General features: G+C 68.7%; 12 protein-coding genes. 4 read left to right on the plus strand and 8 right to left on the minus strand.

All coding sequences use genetic code 11. The annotated features are described in order from the left end of the window. Positions 1–94: 94 nt before the first annotated feature. Positions 95–838 carry a CPBP family intramembrane glutamic endopeptidase gene (locus D6T64_RS16935; RefSeq protein ID WP_233551338.1) on the plus strand — a complete coding sequence of 248 codons (744 nt, stop codon included), beginning with the start codon at positions 95–97 and terminating at the stop codon, positions 836–838. A gap of 535 nt (positions 839–1,373) precedes the next feature. Here D6T64_RS16935 and gcvP read toward each other — a convergent pair. The 4 genes from gcvP to D6T64_RS16955 all read right to left on the minus strand — a co-directional run bounded on the left by gcvP (position 1,374) and on the right by D6T64_RS16955 (position 6,651). Beyond that, positions 1,374–4,322 carry an aminomethyl-transferring glycine dehydrogenase gene (gene gcvP, locus D6T64_RS16940; protein WP_119975865.1) on the minus strand — a complete coding sequence of 983 codons (2,949 nt, stop codon included), beginning with the start codon at positions 4,320–4,322 and terminating at the stop codon, positions 1,374–1,376. A gap of 8 nt (positions 4,323–4,330) precedes the next feature. After that, a complete protein-coding gene (gcvH, locus tag D6T64_RS16945; protein ID WP_119975866.1) occupies positions 4,331–4,702 on the minus strand; it encodes a glycine cleavage system protein GcvH in 372 nt (123 codons plus the stop codon). Positions 4,703–4,754: 52 nt separating this feature from the next. Then, positions 4,755–5,888, minus strand: coding sequence for a glycine cleavage system aminomethyltransferase GcvT (gcvT, locus tag D6T64_RS16950; protein ID WP_119975867.1), 1,134 nt, complete (start codon positions 5,886–5,888; stop codon positions 4,755–4,757). A gap of 127 nt (positions 5,889–6,015) precedes the next feature. Beyond that, on the minus strand, positions 6,016–6,651 hold the full coding sequence (locus D6T64_RS16955) for an LON peptidase substrate-binding domain-containing protein (RefSeq protein WP_119975868.1): 636 nt from the start codon (positions 6,649–6,651) through the stop codon (positions 6,016–6,018). A 96-nt stretch (positions 6,652–6,747) separates the two neighbouring features. Here D6T64_RS16955 and D6T64_RS16960 point away from each other — a divergent pair, with 96 nt between their 5' ends. Continuing rightward, on the plus strand, positions 6,748–7,095 hold the full coding sequence (locus tag D6T64_RS16960; RefSeq protein WP_119975869.1) for a LysR family transcriptional regulator: 348 nt from the start codon (positions 6,748–6,750) through the stop codon (positions 7,093–7,095). Positions 7,096–7,191: 96 nt separating this feature from the next. Beyond that, a complete protein-coding gene (locus tag D6T64_RS16965; protein WP_119975870.1) occupies positions 7,192–8,856 on the plus strand; it encodes an ABC transporter ATP-binding protein in 1,665 nt (554 codons plus the stop codon). Between the two features lie 277 nt (positions 8,857–9,133). On the opposite strand, the gene D6T64_RS16970 is transcribed toward D6T64_RS16965, so the two are convergent. The 3 genes from D6T64_RS16970 to D6T64_RS16980 all read right to left on the minus strand — a co-directional run bounded on the left by D6T64_RS16970 (position 9,134) and on the right by D6T64_RS16980 (position 12,811). Continuing rightward, entirely contained in the window at positions 9,134–10,084 is a 951-nt protein-coding gene (locus D6T64_RS16970) for an ABC transporter permease (RefSeq protein ID WP_119975871.1), read from the minus strand. Beyond that, positions 10,081–11,085: an ABC transporter permease gene (locus tag D6T64_RS16975; RefSeq protein ID WP_119975872.1), complete on the minus strand. Its 1,005-nt coding sequence runs from the start codon at positions 11,083–11,085 to the stop codon at positions 10,081–10,083. Before D6T64_RS16975 ends, D6T64_RS16970 begins: the two co-directional genes overlap by 4 nt. Positions 11,086–11,170: 85 nt before the next feature. Then, positions 11,171–12,811 carry an ABC transporter substrate-binding protein gene (locus D6T64_RS16980; RefSeq protein ID WP_119975873.1) on the minus strand — a complete coding sequence of 547 codons (1,641 nt, stop codon included), beginning with the start codon at positions 12,809–12,811 and terminating at the stop codon, positions 11,171–11,173. 416 nt (positions 12,812–13,227) lie between these two features. Between D6T64_RS16980 and D6T64_RS16985 the strand changes: the two genes are divergently transcribed. Continuing rightward, entirely contained in the window at positions 13,228–16,221 is a 2,994-nt protein-coding gene (locus D6T64_RS16985; RefSeq protein WP_119975874.1) for a DUF4082 domain-containing protein, read from the plus strand. 23 nt (positions 16,222–16,244) lie between these two features. Here D6T64_RS16985 and D6T64_RS16990 read toward each other — a convergent pair whose 3' ends face one another. After that, positions 16,245–17,933 (minus strand): ABC-F family ATP-binding cassette domain-containing protein, encoded by a 1,689-nt coding sequence (locus D6T64_RS16990; RefSeq protein ID WP_119975875.1) that lies wholly within the window; start codon positions 17,931–17,933, stop codon positions 16,245–16,247. Positions 17,934–18,081 lie beyond the last annotated feature (148 nt).

Consider the following 18,081-nt stretch of genomic DNA (forward strand, 5'->3'; position numbering starts at 1 on the left):
AGGTTCCGCGGCCCCGAGCTCCGAGACTCCGTCCGTCCGGCGTTTCGACCGTGCACTCGCGACGCCGGCCCTCTCCCGGCCCGAGCGCACGCGGCTGTACTGGGAGGTCGGGATCGTGCTCGGGCTGTCGCTCGGGGCATCCGCTGTCTATTCGATCGTGTCGATCATTGCCCGGCTGACGGATGTCACGCCGCTCGCCGATCAGTCGGCCACCCTGAACGGGTCGCAATCGCCGCGCGAGTGGCTCGACTTCACGTACCAGTTTCTGGGGATCGTCTTCGGGGTGTTCGCGGTTGCGCTCGTCTTGTTTCTGCTGTGGCGGCCGGGGCAGAGCGCGTTTCGGCGCATCGGCTTCGACTTCACCCGACCGGGTAAGGACGTGCTCGGCGGCGTCGGGCTGCTGCTGCTCATCGGCATTCCCGGGCTCGGGCTCTACCTGGCCGGGCGCGCGTTCGGTTTCACCGTGGCCGTGGTGCCCTCGCCGATCGACGCCTTCTGGTGGACGATCCCGATTCTCGTGCTCGCGGCACTGCGGGCCGCTCTGCTCGAGGAGATCATCGTCGTGGGCTATCTGTTCACCCGGCTGCGCGAGCTCGGCTGGTCACGGTGGGCGATCATCCTCTCCTCGGCGACCCTGCGCGGCAGCTACCACCTGTACCAGGGCATCGGGCCGTTCTTCGGCAACGTGGTGATGGGGGTGGTGTTCGGCTGGTGTTACGAGCGCTGGGGGCGCACGATGCCGCTCGTCGTGACGCACTGGCTGCTCGACATTCTCTCGTTCGTCGGCTACCCCCTCGCGCTCGCCTGGTTTCCGGGGCTGCTCGCCCCCGCCTCCTAAGCCAGAGCAGCGAGACCGTCCGACCCTGTTCGCACTGAATCTTCTCGACCACGCTTCACCGAGGGAGTCCGTCTGCGACCGTGGCGCGTCCAAGCCGACGCTCACGGAGTGTTTCAGGCGACCCGTGACTGCTGGTGCGAACCCATCAGCGCGACGATGGCCCGGGGTAGGCCAAAGGACGTTCTCTGACACCTCGCGCACGAAGTGTCAGAGGTGGCCCCATGCTGCTCGCGAAGCGTCAGAGATGCCCCCTTCGCGAGCGTTCATGGGGCGGTCTTCGCCACCTCGCGGGCCAGGATCGTGATGATGGGGCGGTCTTCGCCACCTCACGAATCAAAATCTGTGCCATGGGGCATTTGCGCACGAGTGGGCGCAAATGGCCCCATGGTGCTCACGAGTGGGCGCGAACTGCCCCTTGCCGCGCGTTCAAGGGGCCAGTTGCGCCCACTCGCGGCGACCGTCGGGCATCCATGGGGCGATTTGCGCCCACTCGCGGCGCCACCCCGCCCCGCCGAGCGGCAGGGCGGTCGGAGATCTACTCGAAGGCCTCCGGCGGCGGGCAGGAGCAGGCCAGGTTGCGGTCTCCGAAGGCGTTGTCGATGCGGCGCACCGGCGGCCAGTACTTGCCGCGCACGAGCGAGGCGAGCGGGTAGACCGCCGTCTCGCGGTCATACGGATGCTCCCACTCCCCCGCGATCACGGCCTGCGCCGTGTGCGGCGCATTGTGCAGCGGGTTGTCGTCGGCCGGCCAGGTGCCGGCGGCCACGGCATCCGCTTCGGCCTTGATGGCGAGCATGGCCTCGATGAAGCGGTCAATCTCGGCGAGGTCTTCGCTCTCGGTCGGTTCGACCATGAGGGTGCCGGCGACCGGAAAGCTCATCGTCGGCGAGTGGAACCCGTAGTCGATCAGGCGCTTGGCGACGTCGTCGACGGTGACCCCGGTCGCAGCGGTCAACGGCCGCAGGTCGAGGATGCACTCGTGCGCGACCAGCGAGTTCTCGCCCGAATAGAGCAGCGGGTAGGCGCCCTCGAGCCGGCGAGCGACGTAGTTCGCGGCCAGCACCGCGGCTCCGGTCGCGGCGCGCAGGCCGTCGGCGCCCATCATGCGCACGTAGGCCCAGGAGATGGGTAGGATGCTCGGGCTGCCGTACGGTGCGGCCGACACCGGGCCGCCGCCGTGCACCACGGTCGCGGTCGGCTCGTCGGGGGGCGTGAGCAGGTAGTGCTCGTCGCTCTGGGCGAGCGGATGCCCCGGCAGGAACGCCGCGAGGTGGGCCTTGGCCGCGACCGGTCCGACACCGGGGCCTCCACCGCCGTGCGGGATGCAGAACGTCTTGTGCAGGTTGAGGTGCGACACGTCGCCGCCGAAGTCGCCGTAGCGGGCGAAGCCGAGCAGGGCGTTGAGGTTGGCGCCGTCGACGTAGACCTGGCCGCCGGCGTCGTGCACCGCGCGGCAGATCGTGGCGACCTCGTGCTCGTAGACCCCGTGGGTCGAGGGGTAGGTGATCATGAGCGCGGCCAGGTCGGCGGTGTGCTCGACGATCTTGGCCGTCAGGTCGTCGAGGTCGACGTTGCCGAGCTCGTCGCAGGCGACGACGACGACGCGCATGCCGGCGAGGGCAGCGGATGCCGCATTCGTCCCGTGTGCGCTCGACGGAATCAGGCACACGGTGCGGGCAGTGTCCCCGCGGGACCGGTGGTACCCCGCAATCGCGAGCAGCCCGGCGAGTTCGCCCTGGCTGCCGGCGTTCGGCTGCAGGGACACGGAGTCGTAGCCGGTGACGTCGGTCAGCCACGTTTCGAGCTGGCGCACCAGGCCGAGGTAGCCCTCGACATCCGCTCGGGGCGCGAAGGGGTGGAGCCCGGCGAATTCGGGCCAGCTGACGGCCGCCATCTCGCTCGCCGCGTTGAGCTTCATGGTGCAGCTGCCGAGCGGTATCATGCCGCGGTCCAGCGCGTAGTCGGCGTCGGCGAGGCGCTTCAGGTAGCGCATCATGCTTGTCTCGGAGCGGTGCGTGTTGAAGACCGGGTGGGTGAGGAACTCGCTCGTGCGCGCGAGTTCGGCGGGAAGTCCCACGACCGCGGTGCCGAAGTCGACGTGTCCGAAGGCGTCGGATCCGCCGAAGGCCTGCACGACCCAGGACAGATCGGCGAGCGTCGTGGTCTCGTCGACCGAGAGGCCGAGGGTGTCGCCGTCGACCAGGCGCAGGTTCACGTCGTTTTCGGCGGCGCGGGCGAGGATCTCCTCGGCGCGGCCGGGCACCGACACGAGCAGGGTGTCGAAGAAGCTCGTCGAGAGTACCTCGGCACCGGCGGCGGTCAAGGCGGCGGCGAGCTGGCCGGCCTTCTCGTGCACCTGGCCGGCGATCTGGCGGAGCCCGTCGGGCCCGTGGTAGACGGCGTACATGCCGGCCATCACGGCGAGCAGCACCTGCGCGGTGCAGATGTTCGAGGTCGCCTTGTCGCGGCGGATGTGCTGCTCACGCACCTGCAGGGCGAGGCGGTAGGCGGGGTGGCCGGCGGCGTCGACGCTCACGCCGACGAGGCGGCCGGGCAGCTGGCGTTCGAGGCCGCCGCGCACGGCCATGTAGCCGGCGTGCGGTCCGCCGAAGCCCATCGGCACTCCGAAGCGCTGGCTGGTGCCCACGGCGACGTCGGCGCCGAGCTCGCCCGGCGAGGTGATGAGGGTGAGGGCGAGCAGGTCGGCGGCCACGACCGCGAGGGCCTTCTGTTCGTGTGCGAGGGCGATGACGGATGCCGGATTCCACACCCGTCCGCTCTTCGAGGGGTACTGCACGAAGACACCGAAGTACTCGCCGAGGTCGGCGGCGGTGGTCTGCTCGTTCAGGTCGACGATCGCCAGCTCGATGCCGAGGGCGGCCGCGCGGTTCGCGAGCAGCGCGTGGGTCTGCGGAAAGGCATCCGCATCGACGATGAACCGGCGGGCGGCGACCTTGGAGGCGCGGCGGGCCAGCAGCATGCCCTCGACCACGGCGGTGGACTCGTCGAGCATCGACGCGTTCGCAGTCGACAGTCCGGTGAGGTCGGCGATCATGGTTTGAAAGTTGATGAGGGCTTCGAGTCGGCCCTGGGAGATCTCGGGCTGGTACGGCGTGTACGCGGTGTACCAGCTCGGGTTCTCGAAGACGCCCCGCTGGATCACGGCGGGCGTGATGGTGTCGTAGTAGCCGAGGCCGATCATCGAGCGCTTGACGGTGTTCCACTCGGCCATCACGCGCAGTTCGGCGATGGCCTCCCGCTCGGTCGCGGCCGGCGGCAGGGTGCTGTCGCCGGCGGTGCGGAAGGAGTCGGCGTGGATGTTCGCGGGGATCGCGGCGTCGACGAGGGCGTCAAGCGAGTCGTAGCCGAGGGTGGCCAGCATGTGCTGCTGGGCGGCAGCATCCGTACCGATGTGGCGTTCGACGAAGGGAAGCGCGGCGGGCGCGGGGCTGGTGCGCACGGCCGGGGTGGTCGACGAGGTCATATCGGCGACTATTCGCCGGTGAGGGCGGTGTACTCGGCGAAGCTGAGCAGCGCCGGCAGCTCGGTGAATTCGACCTTGATCAGCCAGCCCTCACCGAAGGGGTCGCTGTTGACGAGTTCGGGGCTGTCGACGACGGCCGCGTTGGTGGCGGTGACGGTTCCGTTGACGGGGGCGAAGAGCTCGCCGACCGATTTGGTGCTCTCGATCTCGCCGACGACGGTGCCGCTCGCGACGGCGCTGCCCACCTCGGGCAGTTCGACGAAGACGACGTCGCCGAGCTTCTCGGCGGCGTAGGCGGTGATGCCGACGGTCGCGATGGTGCCGTCGACCAGCACCCACTCGTGCTCACTGGTGTACTGAAGTTCAGACGTGTCTGCCATGGGAATTCCTCTCAGGTGAACCGGTATGAAACTGTGAAAGCTGGTGGCGGTGCTATTTCTGGCGCTTGTAGAAGGGGAGCGACGTGACCGTCGCGGGAATGCGAGTGCCGCGCACGTCGACGTAGACCTCGGTGCCGAGGCGGGCGAGCGGCGCGGGCACGTAGGCCATTGCGATCGGGTAGCCGAGGGTCGGCGACAGGGCGCCACTCGTGATGATGCCCTCCGGCTCGGACGCGTCGAGGGTGCGGAAGATGCGGTAGTCGGCACGTCCCGCGCGCTTGCCGGTGCTGATCAGGCCGACCAGCACGGGAGCCTCGGCGCTCGGGCCCTCTTCGCTCGCGGCGCGGCCGATGAAATCGGTGTCCTTGGCGAGGTTCACGACGCGGCCGAGTCCGGCCTGCGCGGGAAAGGTGTTGCGGGTCAGTTCGTGACCGTAGAGCGGCATGCCCGCCTCGAGGCGCAGCGTGTCGCGGCTCGCGAGCCCGGCGGGAACCAGGCCGGCGTCGGTACCCGCGGCCAGCAGAGCGTCCCAGAGGGCGGCGGCGTTCTCGTTCGGAAGGTACAGTTCGAAGCCGTCCTCGCCGGTGTAGCCGGTGCGGGCGATGAACACCGGCACGCCGTCGAAACTGCCGGTCACGGCGCGGTAGTAGCCCAGGTCTTTCAGCTCAGCGGATGCCGCGAAACCGGCCGTCTGAGCCAGGATCGCGAGTGCGGCCGGCCCCTGCACGGCGATCAGGGCGGTGTCATCACTCTCGTCGACGACGGTCACGTCGAACCGGGCGGCCCGGGCCTGCAGGGCTTCGACGGCGGGAAACCGGTTGCCGGCGTTGGCGACCACGAGAAACTCGGCGTCGGCGGTGCGGTACACGACGACGTCGTCGATGATGCCGCCGTTTTCGGCCAGCAGCAGGCTGTACTTCGCCTGCAGCAGCGTGATCGCCGACAGTTTGCCGGCGAGCGCGTAGTCGAGGTAGGCGCCGGCATCCGGTCCGCTGACCCGGATCTCGGCCATGTGCGAGAGGTCGAACAGGCCCGCCGTCGTGCGCACGGCGTGGTGCTCGGCGAGGTCACTCGAGTAGCGCACCGGCATCTGCCAGCCGGCGAAGTCGGTGAAACTCGCACCGGCGTCGATGTGCGCCTGGTGCAGGGGTGAGAAACGCTGGGCGGTGGTGTCCGTGTCGGTCATCAGTTCTCCGGGTGTCGCCGGCCGGAGCCGTGGGTCAGCGAGGGTCAGGTGAACCCCGTTGGTGCGACCAGCCTAACGCGTGCGTATTGCGCCGGAGTCCCGTTCATCGCAGGAGCTGCGTCGCGGGTTATTCGGGCCCGCCCGGCGCCTGGTCGGGCCAGGATTCGCCGAGCGTGTTGGTGGCCATCGTCGCCAGCTCGAGCACCGCGGTCAACAACGCTTCCATCGTCTCCGAGCGCAGCAGGGTGATCTGGTCGAGCGGCCCGAGCGGGGCTACGGCGGCGAGCTGCCACGCCGCCGCGACCGGGTCCTGGGACAGCTCCACCTCGGGCGACCATTCCTGGTCGGTGAACTCGCTCGCGAGTGCCAGTCCGCGGCGAACGCTGGCCTCAGCCCGTTCCCGCAGCGGCAGCAGCGAGTCGTCCCAGTCGAGGTCGGCGAGTTGCCGCACGACGGCCTGCGGATGCGGGTCCTCGGGCATCCACTCGACCACCTCGATGCGCCGTTCGCCCTGGGCGATCACCCCGAGGTAGCCCTCGGGGGCGGAGACCTGCGTGACCCGGGCCACGGTGCCCACCCCGAAGCGGTGTTCGCCGCCGCCGACCTCCTGCCCGCGCTCGATCAGGACCACGCCGAATTCCGGCGAGTCGGCATCGAGCACCTTGGCGAGCATCACGAGGTAGCGCTCCTCGAACACCCGCAACTGCAGGGGCATGTACGGGAAGAGCACGGTTCCGAGCGGGAACATCGGCAGGGTCGTCATGTTCCCAGCGTTCCACGCCGCGGCCCTGCGGCCAAGACCCCCGTCGCGTAGCCTAGAAGTCTCGCGCACACCCGCCCGCCACGAAAGGCTTCACTCTTGGATATCACCCTGCTTCGGCAGTTCATCGCCGCGGCCGAGGAACCCGACTTCGTGCGCGCCGCGACCCTGCTCGGCGTCACCCGCCAGAAGCTCAGCGCCTCAATCCGCACCCTCGAAAAGCAGGTCGGCTTTCCCCTTTTCGACCGGGACGCCCCCGCCACCACCCTCACCGAGGCGGGCACTGCCCTATTGAAGGATGCCCGCCTCGAGCTGGCAGCATCCGTCGCCCTCGCCAAACGCACCGCCCCGAACACCGGTGGCAAGGCGAAGGCCTCGAAGGGTCAGGGCCGCGCGCCCGCCGTGAAGGGCCAGCCGCGCCCCGGCAAGAAGCGCCAGTCCCGCTAGTTTTCGCGGGACACCCGCGGGCCGGCAAGGTTTCAGGCAGGTAACAGCTGTGCAGAAAACACCTGTGCGGTGTCGGCCGTGGGGCAGGATGGACAGATGGACTCATCATCGGTGCCCCTGCTGCGTGTGCGTGACCTCGCCGTCTCCTTCAAGACGACCGGCGGCGACGTGGATGCCGTGCGGGGCGTGTCCTTCGACATCCCGCAGGGTGAGACCCTCGCCATTGTCGGCGAGTCCGGCTCGGGCAAGTCCACGACCGCCATGGCGATCATCGGCCTGCTGCCCGCCAACGGGCGCATCACCGGCGGCAGCATCGAGTTCAACGGGCGAGAACTGGTCGGGCTGCCCGAATCCGAGATGCGCGGCATCCGCGGCGCATCGATCGGTCTCGTGCCGCAGGACCCGATGTCGAACCTCAACCCGGTGTCCCGCATCGGCACCCAGGTCGCCGAAACCCTGCTCGCGCACGGCAAAGCGACCCGCAAGAACGTCGCCGCGAAGGTCATCGAAGCCCTCACCGCGGCCGGCCTGCCGAACGCCGCCGAACGCGCGCGCCAATACCCCCACGAATTCTCCGGCGGCATGCGCCAGCGGGCCCTGATCGCGATCGCCCTCGCCTGCTCCCCGAAGCTGCTCATCGCCGACGAACCGACGAGCGCGCTCGACGTGACCGTGCAGCGCACGATCCTCGACCAGATCGACCGGATGACCGACGAACTGCACTCGGGCGTGCTCCTGATCACCCACGACCTCGGCCTCGCCGCCGAACGGGCCTCCCAACTCGTCGTCATGCACCGCGGTCTCGTCGTGGAGACCGGCCCCGCCGCCGCACTGCTGGCGACACCGAAGCACGACTACACGAAGGCGCTCGTGAACGCCGCCCCGAGCGTCGCCGCGATTCGCGCGCGGTCAATTCCGGCCCGGCCCGTGATCCACCTCGCCGACCGGCCCGATGTCGCCGCACCGGCCGCACCGGCCGACAACATCGTCGAGGTGCGCGGACTCACCAAGCACTACCCGGTGCGCGGCCAGAAGACGCCGTTCGTCGCCGTCGACAATGTCTCCTTCGACATCCCGCGCGGGCAGACGGTCGCGATCGTCGGCGAGAGCGGTTCAGGCAAGACCACGACCGCCCGCATGATGCTGCGGGTCTTCGATCCCACCTCGGGCTCGATCAACTTCAACGGCCGCGACGTCGCGAAGCTCGACAAAAAGCAGCTGCGCGACTTTCGCGAGCGCGTGCAGCCGATCTTCCAGGACCCGTACTCCTCGCTGAACCCGTCGTTCACGATCGGACGCATCATCGAGGAACCGCTCGTCGCCTACAAGCGCGGCTCGCAGACCGAACGCCGCACCCGGGTGCGGGCGCTGCTCGACCAGGTCGCGCTGCCGACGACCATGCTGCGCCGCTACCCGAGCGAGCTCAGCGGCGGCCAGCGCCAACGCGTCGCCATCGCGCGCGCGCTCGCGCTGAACCCCGACCTGATCATCTGCGACGAGCCCGTCTCGGCGCTCGACGTGCTCGTGCAGGCGCAGATCCTCGACCTGCTCACCGAGCTGCAGGACCGCCTCGGCCTCAGCTACCTCTTCATCTCCCACGACCTCGCGGTCGTGCGGCTGATCAGCGACCGCGTCTGCGTGATGCAGAACGGTGCCATCGTCGAGTCGGCGCCGTCGGAGCAGCTCTTCAGCAACCCCGAGCACCCGTACACCCGACAGCTTCTCGCCTCGATCCCCGGCAACGAGCTGCAGATCGCCTAGGTTACCCCGCCCGCCGCGGCGCTGAGCCATCGGCGCGCCCAGGGCGGGTGCGCGCTACGGTAACGGCCGCAGCGGCCACCCGTTCCGGGCGCGGTCACGACGTGCGTCGCCGCCACGCACGCACCGGTAGCGGATGCCGAGGGGCCGACCCGGCGCATCCGTCGCCGTTGCCCGTGCCCGCGTACCGTTCGACGGTGTTTGACGCCGAACAGCCCGGTTTCGGCCCGAAACGGGCCTCAACCGGGCTGACCACCGTCGAACGGGACAGCGACGGACCCTAGCGGCGGCTGCGGGGGTCGAGGGACTCGCGCAGGGCCTCCCCGAACAGGGTGAAGCCGAGGGCGGTGATGGCGATGCAGATACCGGGCAAAAACGCGAGTTGCGGCGCGATGGCCAGGTCTGCCTGGGCGTAGGTGAGCATCCGCCCCCATTCCGCGGTTTCGGGGCGCCCGCCGCCGAGTCCCAGAAACGACAGCGCTGCCGCGTCGATGACCGCGGTCGCGAGGCTCAGGGTGCCCTGCACGACGACCGGGCCGAGGCTGTTGGGCAGCACGTGGCTCATGGTGACGGTGCGGCGACTGAGGCCGAGGGTCTGCGCGGCGAGCACGTAGTCCGCGGTGCGCTGCTGCAGCATCGAGGAGCGCAGCAGGCGCGCGAAGATCGGCACCTGGCTGGCGCCGATGGCGATCATGATCGCGAGCGGGCCCTGGCCGAGGATCGCGGCGATGCTCACGGCGAGCAGCAGGTTCGGCACCGACAGCAGAATGTCGACGAGGCGCATGAGCACGTTGTCGACCCAGCCGCCGAAGGCGCCGGCGATGATGCCGATCAGCATGCCGCCGGCCAGCCCGAGGGCGGTGGAGACCAGGCCGATCACGAGTGAGGCGCGGGCACCCCAGATCAGTTTGGAGAGCACGTCGCCGCCGAAGCGGTCGAGGCCGAGCGGGTAGGCGGCGATCTCACCGATGCCCGGGATGACCGTGGGGCGGATCTCGCGTTGCCCCGGCAGCTCTTCCCCGCCGAAGGGGGCGAGCCACGGCGCCAGTAGGGCGACCAGCACGAACAGGAAGACGATGATCGTGCCGGCGACCGCCTGCGGGTTGCGGCGCAGCCGCGCGAAGGCGTCCCCCCAGAGGCTCGAACCGTGATCGGCCGCACCGCCCGCGGGCTTCTTCGGGGATCCGGCGGCGGGGGCAGTGCCGGCGGGAGGAACAGAAACCGAACTCATTGCACACGCACCCTGGGGTCGATGAGGCTGTAACTGAGGTCGACGATCAGGTTGATGATCGCGTACAGCACAGCGATGAAGAGGATGAAGCCCTGCAGCACGGGAAAGTCGCGGGCGAAGATGGCGTCGGCGAGAAACCGCCCAATCCCGCTGAAGGCGAAGACCGTCTCGGTGAGCACGGCTCCCGAGATCAGCAGGCCGAGCTGCAGTCCGATCGTGGTCACGACGGGCAGCATGGCGTTGCGCAGCACAAAACGGTCACGAATGGTGCGTTCGTGGATTCCCTTGGCCCGCGCGGTTCGCACGTAGTCGGCGCTGGTGACTTCGAGAACGGATGCCCGGGTGATGCGCACGATGATGGCCAGCGGAATCGTGCCGAGCGCGATCGCGGGCAGGATCAGGTGCGTGAAGGCATCCCAGGCGGCGTCGTACTCGCCGGTGAGCAGGCCGTCGAGCACCCAGAAACCGGTGAAGTGGGTGGCGTCGATGCGCGAGTCCTGGCGCCCGTCGGGCGGGAACCAGCCGAGCTCGACCGCAAACACCCACTTCAGGATGAACGCGAGGAAGAACACCGGAATCGTGATGCCGATCAGGCTGACGACGACGGAGACATGGTCGGCGGCTTTGCCGTAATACTTGGCAGCCACATAACCGAGCGGAAGCCCGATGCCGATGGCGAAGATGAGGGCGACGATCGTCAGTTCGATCGTGGCGGGAAAGCGCAGGGCGAATTCCTCGAGCACAGGGCGGCCGGTCTCGATGGAGGCACCGAAGTCACCGGTGAGCAGCCGCTGCATGTAGGTGAAATATTGTTCGACGATGGGTTTGTCAAAGCCGTACAACTCATTGATCTGGGCGATGGCCTCGGGGGTCGCCCGCTCGCCGAGCAGCGCCGTGGCTGGTCCGCCCGGCAGGCTGCGCACCCAGAGAAAGAGCAGAAGGGACAGCCCGAACAGGGTCGGAATCACCAGCAGGATTCGTTTAGCTATGACGCGGAGCACTCGGGCCTTTCGATGACCCGGGGGAAGATCGCGAGTGGCGATCTTCCCCCGGGCGGTGGACGAACTTACTTGTGGTGCTGTGGTGCTATTCGCTCAGTTCGATGAGGTTGAACGTCTCATCGTTGACCGGGCTCACGGGGTAGCTCGTGACCCGTTCGGCGAACGCCAGCGACGGAGCCGGGTGCGCGAGCGGGATCGCCGGGATGAACTCCGCAATGGTCTCGTTGATGTCCTCGTAGAGCGGGATCTGTTCTTCGAGGCTGCTGATGCCACGGGCCTCGTCGAGAGCGGCGAACAGCTCCGGGTTGTTGAAGCCGTACTCGAGCTTCTCGTCACCGAAGAAGACGCCGACGAAGTTGTCGGTGTCGTTGTAGTCGCCGGTCCAGCCGAGCAGGTGGATTCCGTGGTCCGTCGAGCCTTGGATGCGGTCCAGGTAGTCGGGGCTCCAGGCGTTCGGCTGCGGGTTGATCGTGATTCCGATTTCACCGAGCTGGGCGCTGAGGTTGGTGAAGACCTCTTCCGGCGTCGGCATGTACGGCCGCGAGACCCCGGTCGGATAGTTGAAATCGAGGGCGAAACCGTCGGGGTAGCCGGCCTCGGCCAGCAGGGCCTTGGCGGCCTCGGGGTCGTAGTCGAACGTCGTGACGTCCTCGTTGTAGCCGGCGACGACGGGCGGGATGAACTGGGTGGCCAGCTGCGTGCCCTCGGGTAGGGTCTGGTCGATCAGCTGCTGCTTATCGATGGCCATGGTCAGCGCCTGGCGCACGCGCACGTCCTGCAGCTCCGGGACGGCCTGGTTGATGCCGAGGTAGAGGATGGTGAACGGGTCGCGCGGCATGATCTGGAAGCCATCGGCCTCCAGCGCAACGGTGTCGGCGGGGGCGACGAGGTCGTAGCCGTCGATGCTGCCGGCCTCGAGGGACTGGCGGCGCGCCTGCGGGTCATCGATCACTCGGAAGATGATCGACTGCACGTCACCCTGCTCGCCCCAGTAGTCGGGGTTGGCACTCAGTTCGAGCTGCGAGCCGATGTCCCACGAGTCGAAGACGAACGGACCGGTTCCGGTCGGGTGGCCCTGACCGTAATCGGTCTGGACCGCCGCTTCAGCGGTACCACCGAGGTCATCGGCGGCATACTCTTCGAGCGCGGCCGGGCTCTGCATGGCAAAGGCCGGCAGCGACAGGGCCGCGATGAAACCGGCGAAGGGCAGGGCCAGGCTGACGGTGACCTCGCTCGCGCTGTCGCCGACGGTGCAGCTGTCGTAGACGGCACCGTCAGGATTATCGGCGAAGGCCCGGAACAGGCTGCCGTAGTAATACGCCTGGTTGGGGGCCTGGGCGATCCCCGTGAAGTTGAACCAGCGGTCGAAGTTGAAACACACCGCTTCGGCATTGAAGTCGGTGCCGTCGTGGAACGTCACGTCTTCCTTGAGCGTGAACGTGTAGGAGAGCCCATCCTCGGACTGGTCCCAGGATTCGGCGAGCAGCGGGGCCGGGTCGGCCGTGCCGGGCTCGACGCCGACGAGGCCCTCGAAGATCTGGCGGGAGACGCGGAACGATTCGCCGTCGCTCGCAAATGCGGGGTCGAGGCTGGCCGGGTCACTCGACGCGGCGAACACGAAGGTGCTGTCGACGTCGCCCGTGTCGGTTGCGGCGCCATCACGGTCGCTCTGTACGCATCCGGTGAGGAGTACGACACCAGCAACAACGATGGCCGCGGCTGTCATGCCGCGCCCCCGGGATTTCACTCTGAACACGGGAATTCTCCTGTCCGATGATGGAATGTCGCGGTATTTGCGACAGTGCAAAGTACGTGCCACCGCCCTCCGGGCGAAATCGGCATGGTTCGAGGCTATGTTGCCTGATGTTTCCGGCGCGTTGCCTCCCTTGAATGGGGCATAACGTTTTGGCATCGAACGGCAATTTTCGCGATCTGACGCCGTAATCCGAGCCTCAAGCAGGTCTTCACGCACGTTTTCGCCGTTAGGGCGTCGACCCCCGTCCAACCTTTCTGGATCGAAAACGGCCCGCACCGTTGACGGGCTCCGAGCCCCAAGCCATGATCGGCGCGACACCGGTGAGACCGGTTCCATTCGGCCGTCATCGCCCTTCGACCAGAGCCCCTTCAACAGAGGATGAGCCGATGCCCACAGGAGTCACCCGCCCCCACGGCAACCCACGAATCGTCTGGGCATCCGCCCTCGCCCTGACCCTGGTCTGCAGCCTGTTCGGCCCGCTCTTCGTGCCTGCCGCCCGGGCCGCCGGGCCCTGCGACGTGCCGATCGTCAACGCCGTCGCCTGCGAGAACACCAAGGCCGGGTCGCCAGCCTCGCAGTGGGACGTCTCCGGCGCCGGCAGCTCCACCATCCAGGGCTTCGCCACCGACATGAGCGTCAACCTCGGCGGCCGCATCGGCTTCAAGGTCGACACCACCGCCACCTCCTTTCGCATCGACATCTACCGCATGGGCTTCTACGGCGGTTCGGGGGCACGGGCTATCACCGCGGTCACCGCCACGACCGCCCACGACCAGCCGAACTGCGTGACCAATTCGGGCACCGGGCTCGTGGACTGCGGCAACTGGAGCGAATCCGCCTCCTGGACCGTGCCGGCGGACGCCGTCTCGGGCGTGTACATCGCCCGGCTCGTGCGCACGTCCGGCACTGCCGGGGCCAGCCACGTGATCTTCGTCGTGCGCGACGACGCCAGCCGCTCCGACCTGGTCTTCCAGACCTCCGACACCACCTGGCAGGCCTACAACCAGTACGGCGGCAACAGCCTCTACACGGGAGCCCCGGTCGGCCGCGCCTACAAGGTCAGCTACAACCGCCCCGTCACGACCCGCGGAACGACGCCCGAAGACTCGGTCTTCAACGCCGAATACCCGATGATTCGCTGGCTCGAAGCCAACGGCTACGACGTCAGCTACTCGAGCGGGGTCGACAGCGACCGCCGCGGGGCGCTGATTCGCAACCACAAGGCGTTCCTCTCGGTCGGCCACGACGAGTACTGGTCGGCAAACCAGCGCAGCCAGGTGGAAGCGGCCCGCGACGCCGGGGTCAACCTCGCCTTCTTCAGCGGCAACGAGGTGTTCTGGAAGACCCGCTGGGAGAACTCGATCGACGGCTCCGGCACCGCCTTCCGCACCCTCGTCAGCTACAAGGAAACCCAGGCCAACGCCCGCATCGACCCGACCGGCACCTGGACGGGCACCTGGCGGGACCCGCGTTTCAGCCCACCGGCGGATGGCGGTCGGCCCGAGAACGCGCTCACCGGAACCTCGTTCCGAGTGAACTGCTGCCAGACCCAGATGCGCACGACCGGGGCGTTCAAGGATCTGAGGCTCTGGCGCAATACCCGAGTGGCGGCTCTCGCGGCCGGCGCCTCCACCCAGCTCGGCACGAATACCCTCGGCTATGAGTGGGACGAAGACCCCGACAACGGATTCCGGCCCGCCGGCCTGCTGCCGATGTCGACCACCACCGTCGGCGGCATGGACGTGCTGCAGGACTACGGCTCGAGCTATGCGAGCGGCTCCGCCACCCATTCGCTCGTGCAGTACCGGGCGGCCAGCGGCGCACTCGTCTTCGGCGCCGGCACCGTGCAGTGGTCCTGGGGGCTCGACGGCACCCACGATCGTGGCAGCAGTACGCCTGATACAGCTATGGCGCAGGCCACGGTCAACCTCTTCGCGGATATGGGCAGCCAGCCGGCGACGATTCGGGCCGGGCTGACTGCGGCATCCGCTTCGACGGACACGACGGCACCGACCTCGGTGATCACCTCGCCGGCGGCCGGCGGAATCACGGCGAATACGAACGTGACGATCACCGGCACGGCGACGGATGCCGGCGGCGGGGTCGTCGGGGCCGTCGAGGTCTCCACCGACGGTGCCCGTACCTGGCACCGCGCGACCGGCACCACGTCGTGGAGTTACAGCTGGCGCACCCCCGCATCGGGTTCGGCGACGATCCAGACCCGGGCGGTGGATGACAGCAGCCGCCTCGAAACATTCGGCGCCGGGGTCACCGTGACCGTTGGGGGCACTCCCCCGCCCCCCACACCCGTCACCTGCCCGTGCACGCTGTGGGACCCGGCAACGGTACCGGTCACACCGGCCGACACCGATGCATCCGCCGTCGAACTCGGCACGCGTTTTCGCGCCGACACGAGCGGGGCGGTCACGGGCGTGCGGTTCTACAAGGGGTCCGGCAACACCGGCACCCACACCGGGCGGCTGTGGACGGCGACCGGCGCGCTGCTGGCCACGGCCACTTTCACGGGGGAAACGGCGACCGGCTGGCAGCAGGCGAGCTTCTCCACCCCGGTGAACCTCACCGCCGGCACGTACTACGTGGTCTCGTACCACGCGCCGGTCGGCCGGTACGCGCAGGCCACCAACCTGTTCACGGCGGCCGGGCTGACCCGCGGGCCGCTCTACGCGCCGCGCGACGGAGAGTCCGGGGCCAACGGCGTGTACCGGTACGGAGCCGCCGGCCAATTTCCGACCTCCACCTACCAGGGCACGGCGTACTACGTGGAACCGGTCTTCGAGCCGGGCACCACGACGCCCACGCCCACTCCGACACCCACTCCCACACCGACACCCACGCCCACGCCCACGCCCACGCCCACGCCGAGTGCCTGCCCGTGCAGCCTGTGGCCGGCAACCACCGTGCCCACCGCGAGCACCAGTACCGACACGGCGGCCGTCGAACTCGGGGTGCGGTTCAGCTCCGACGTCAGCGGTTTCATCACCGGGGTGCGCTTCTACAAGGGCGCCGGCAACACCGGCACCCACCTCGGCCGCCTCTGGACCACCGCCGGCGTGCGGCTGGCCACGGCGACGTTCACCGGGGAGACCGCGAGCGGCTGGCAGCAGGTGACGTTCACGACGCCGGTCGCGGTCACCGCCGGCACCACCTATATCGCCTCGTATTACGCGCCGGTCGGACGCTATGCGGCCGACGAGAATTACTTCGCCGGCACGGGTATCGTCCGGGCACCCCTGCGGGCCCCGGCGAGCGCGGCGAACGCGCCGAACAACGTCTACCGCTACGGCGTCGGCGGCGGGTTCCCGACGAGCACCTACCGGTCGACGAACTACTGGGTAGACGCGGTCTTCACCACCGGCTGAGCTCCCAGCGGCGGCGCCGGCGGTCAGTCCTCTGTGACCTGACCGCCGGCGACGCGCCAGTGCCGCTCGGTGCGCACGGTGGTGAGCATCCGCCGGTCGTGCGTGACGAGCAGCAGGGTTCCCTCATAGTGATCGAGGGCCTGCTCGAGCTGCTCGATCGCGGCGAGGTCGAGGTGGTTGGTCGGTTCATCAAGCACCAGCAGGTTCACGCCCTGCGCCTGCAGCAGGGCGAGTCCGGCCCGGGTGCGCTCGCCCGGTGACAGTTCGCTCGACGGCCGGTTGACGTGGTCTGCCTTCAGCCCGAACTTCGCGAGCAGGGTGCGCACCTCGGCCGGTGACAGGCTCGGCAGCAGCGCTTCGAGGCTCAGAGCGAGGGGCTCGTCGCCGTCGATCAGGCTGCGGGCCTGATCGATCTCGCCGATCGTGACGTTCGTGCCGAGGTGGGCCGATCCGGCATCCACTGCCTGGCGCCCGAGCAGTGCGCGCAGCAGCGTAGTCTTGCCGGCGCCGTTCGGGCCGGTGATGCCGATACGGTCGCCCACGTTGACCTGCAGCGACACCGGCCCGAGCGTGAAATCGCCCTGCCGAAAAACGGCACCGTTCAGCGTCGAGACGACGGTGCTCGACCGGGGCGCGGCGCCGATCGTGAACTCCAGTTGCCATTCCTTGCGGGGCTCGTCGACCTCGTCGAGGCGGGCGATGCGGCTCTCCATCTGGCGCACCTTCTGCGCCTGCTTCTCGCTCGATTCGACGGATGCCTTGCGCCGGATCTTGTCATTGTCCGGCGCTTTCTTGATCGCGTTGCGCACACCCTGGCTGGACCATTCACGCTGGGTGCGGGCCCGCCCGACCAGATCCGCCTTCTTCGCGGCGAACTCGTCGAACTCTTCCCGCTTGTGGCGGCGGGCGGTGGCGCGCTCCTCCAAATAGGAGTCGTAGCCGCCGCCGAAGAGCCGGTTGGCGCCCTGGATCAGGTCGAGTTCGAGCACCCGGGTCACGCAGCGGGCCAGAAATTCGCGGTCGTGGCTGACGAGCACGACCCCGCCGCGGAGCCCCTGCACGAAGGCTTCGAGGCGTTCCAGGCCATCGAGGTCAAGGTCGTTGGTCGGTTCATCGAGCAGCACCACGTCGAAACGGGACAGCAACAGCGCGGCGAGGCCGACCCGCGCGGCCTGCCCGCCGGAGAGCGCGGTCATCAGGGTGTCGGCCGAGAGCCCCGCGCCCACTGTCGGCGACTCGGCGAGCGCGAGGCCGAGATCGGCGAGCACCTGCGGCAGCCGATCGTCGAGGTCGGCGGCGCCACTGGCCAGCCAGCGATCGAGGGCGGTCGAATAGACATCTGCCGGGTCCTGCCCGTCGGCGCGGGCCGGCGGGTTCGGGTCGCCGAGGGCCGCGGCGGCGGCATCCATGTCGACGGTGGCGGCGGTGCAGCCGGTGCGCCGCCCGATGTACGCGGCGATCGTTTCACCGGGCCGGCGGTCGTGTTCCTGCGGGAGCGAGCCGATGAAGGCATCCGTCGGCGAGATCGTCACCGTGCCGGCCTGCGGTTCGGTCACGCCGGCGAGCAGGTTCAGCAGCGTCGACTTGCCCGATCCGTTCACCCCGACGACCCCCACGACGTCGCCGGGGGCCACGCTCAGGTCGAGGTTGTCAAAGAGGGTGCGGTGGCCGTAGCCACCGGCGAGGCCACGGGCCACGAGGGTTGCGCTCATCCGTCAATTCTGCCAGACCCGCGATTTAGCCAGATCCGCAATTCTGCCAAACCCGTACCGTGGGGTATTCTGCAGAAAGTGGGGCTTCTTGCCGCCGGACACCTTCTGTTCGAGCTGGGCATCCGGAGTTCAACCGGAATCGGCCGCG

Source organism: Cryobacterium melibiosiphilum, from assembly GCF_003602235.1.
GTDB lineage: Bacteria > Actinomycetota > Actinomycetes > Actinomycetales > Microbacteriaceae > Cryobacterium > Cryobacterium melibiosiphilum.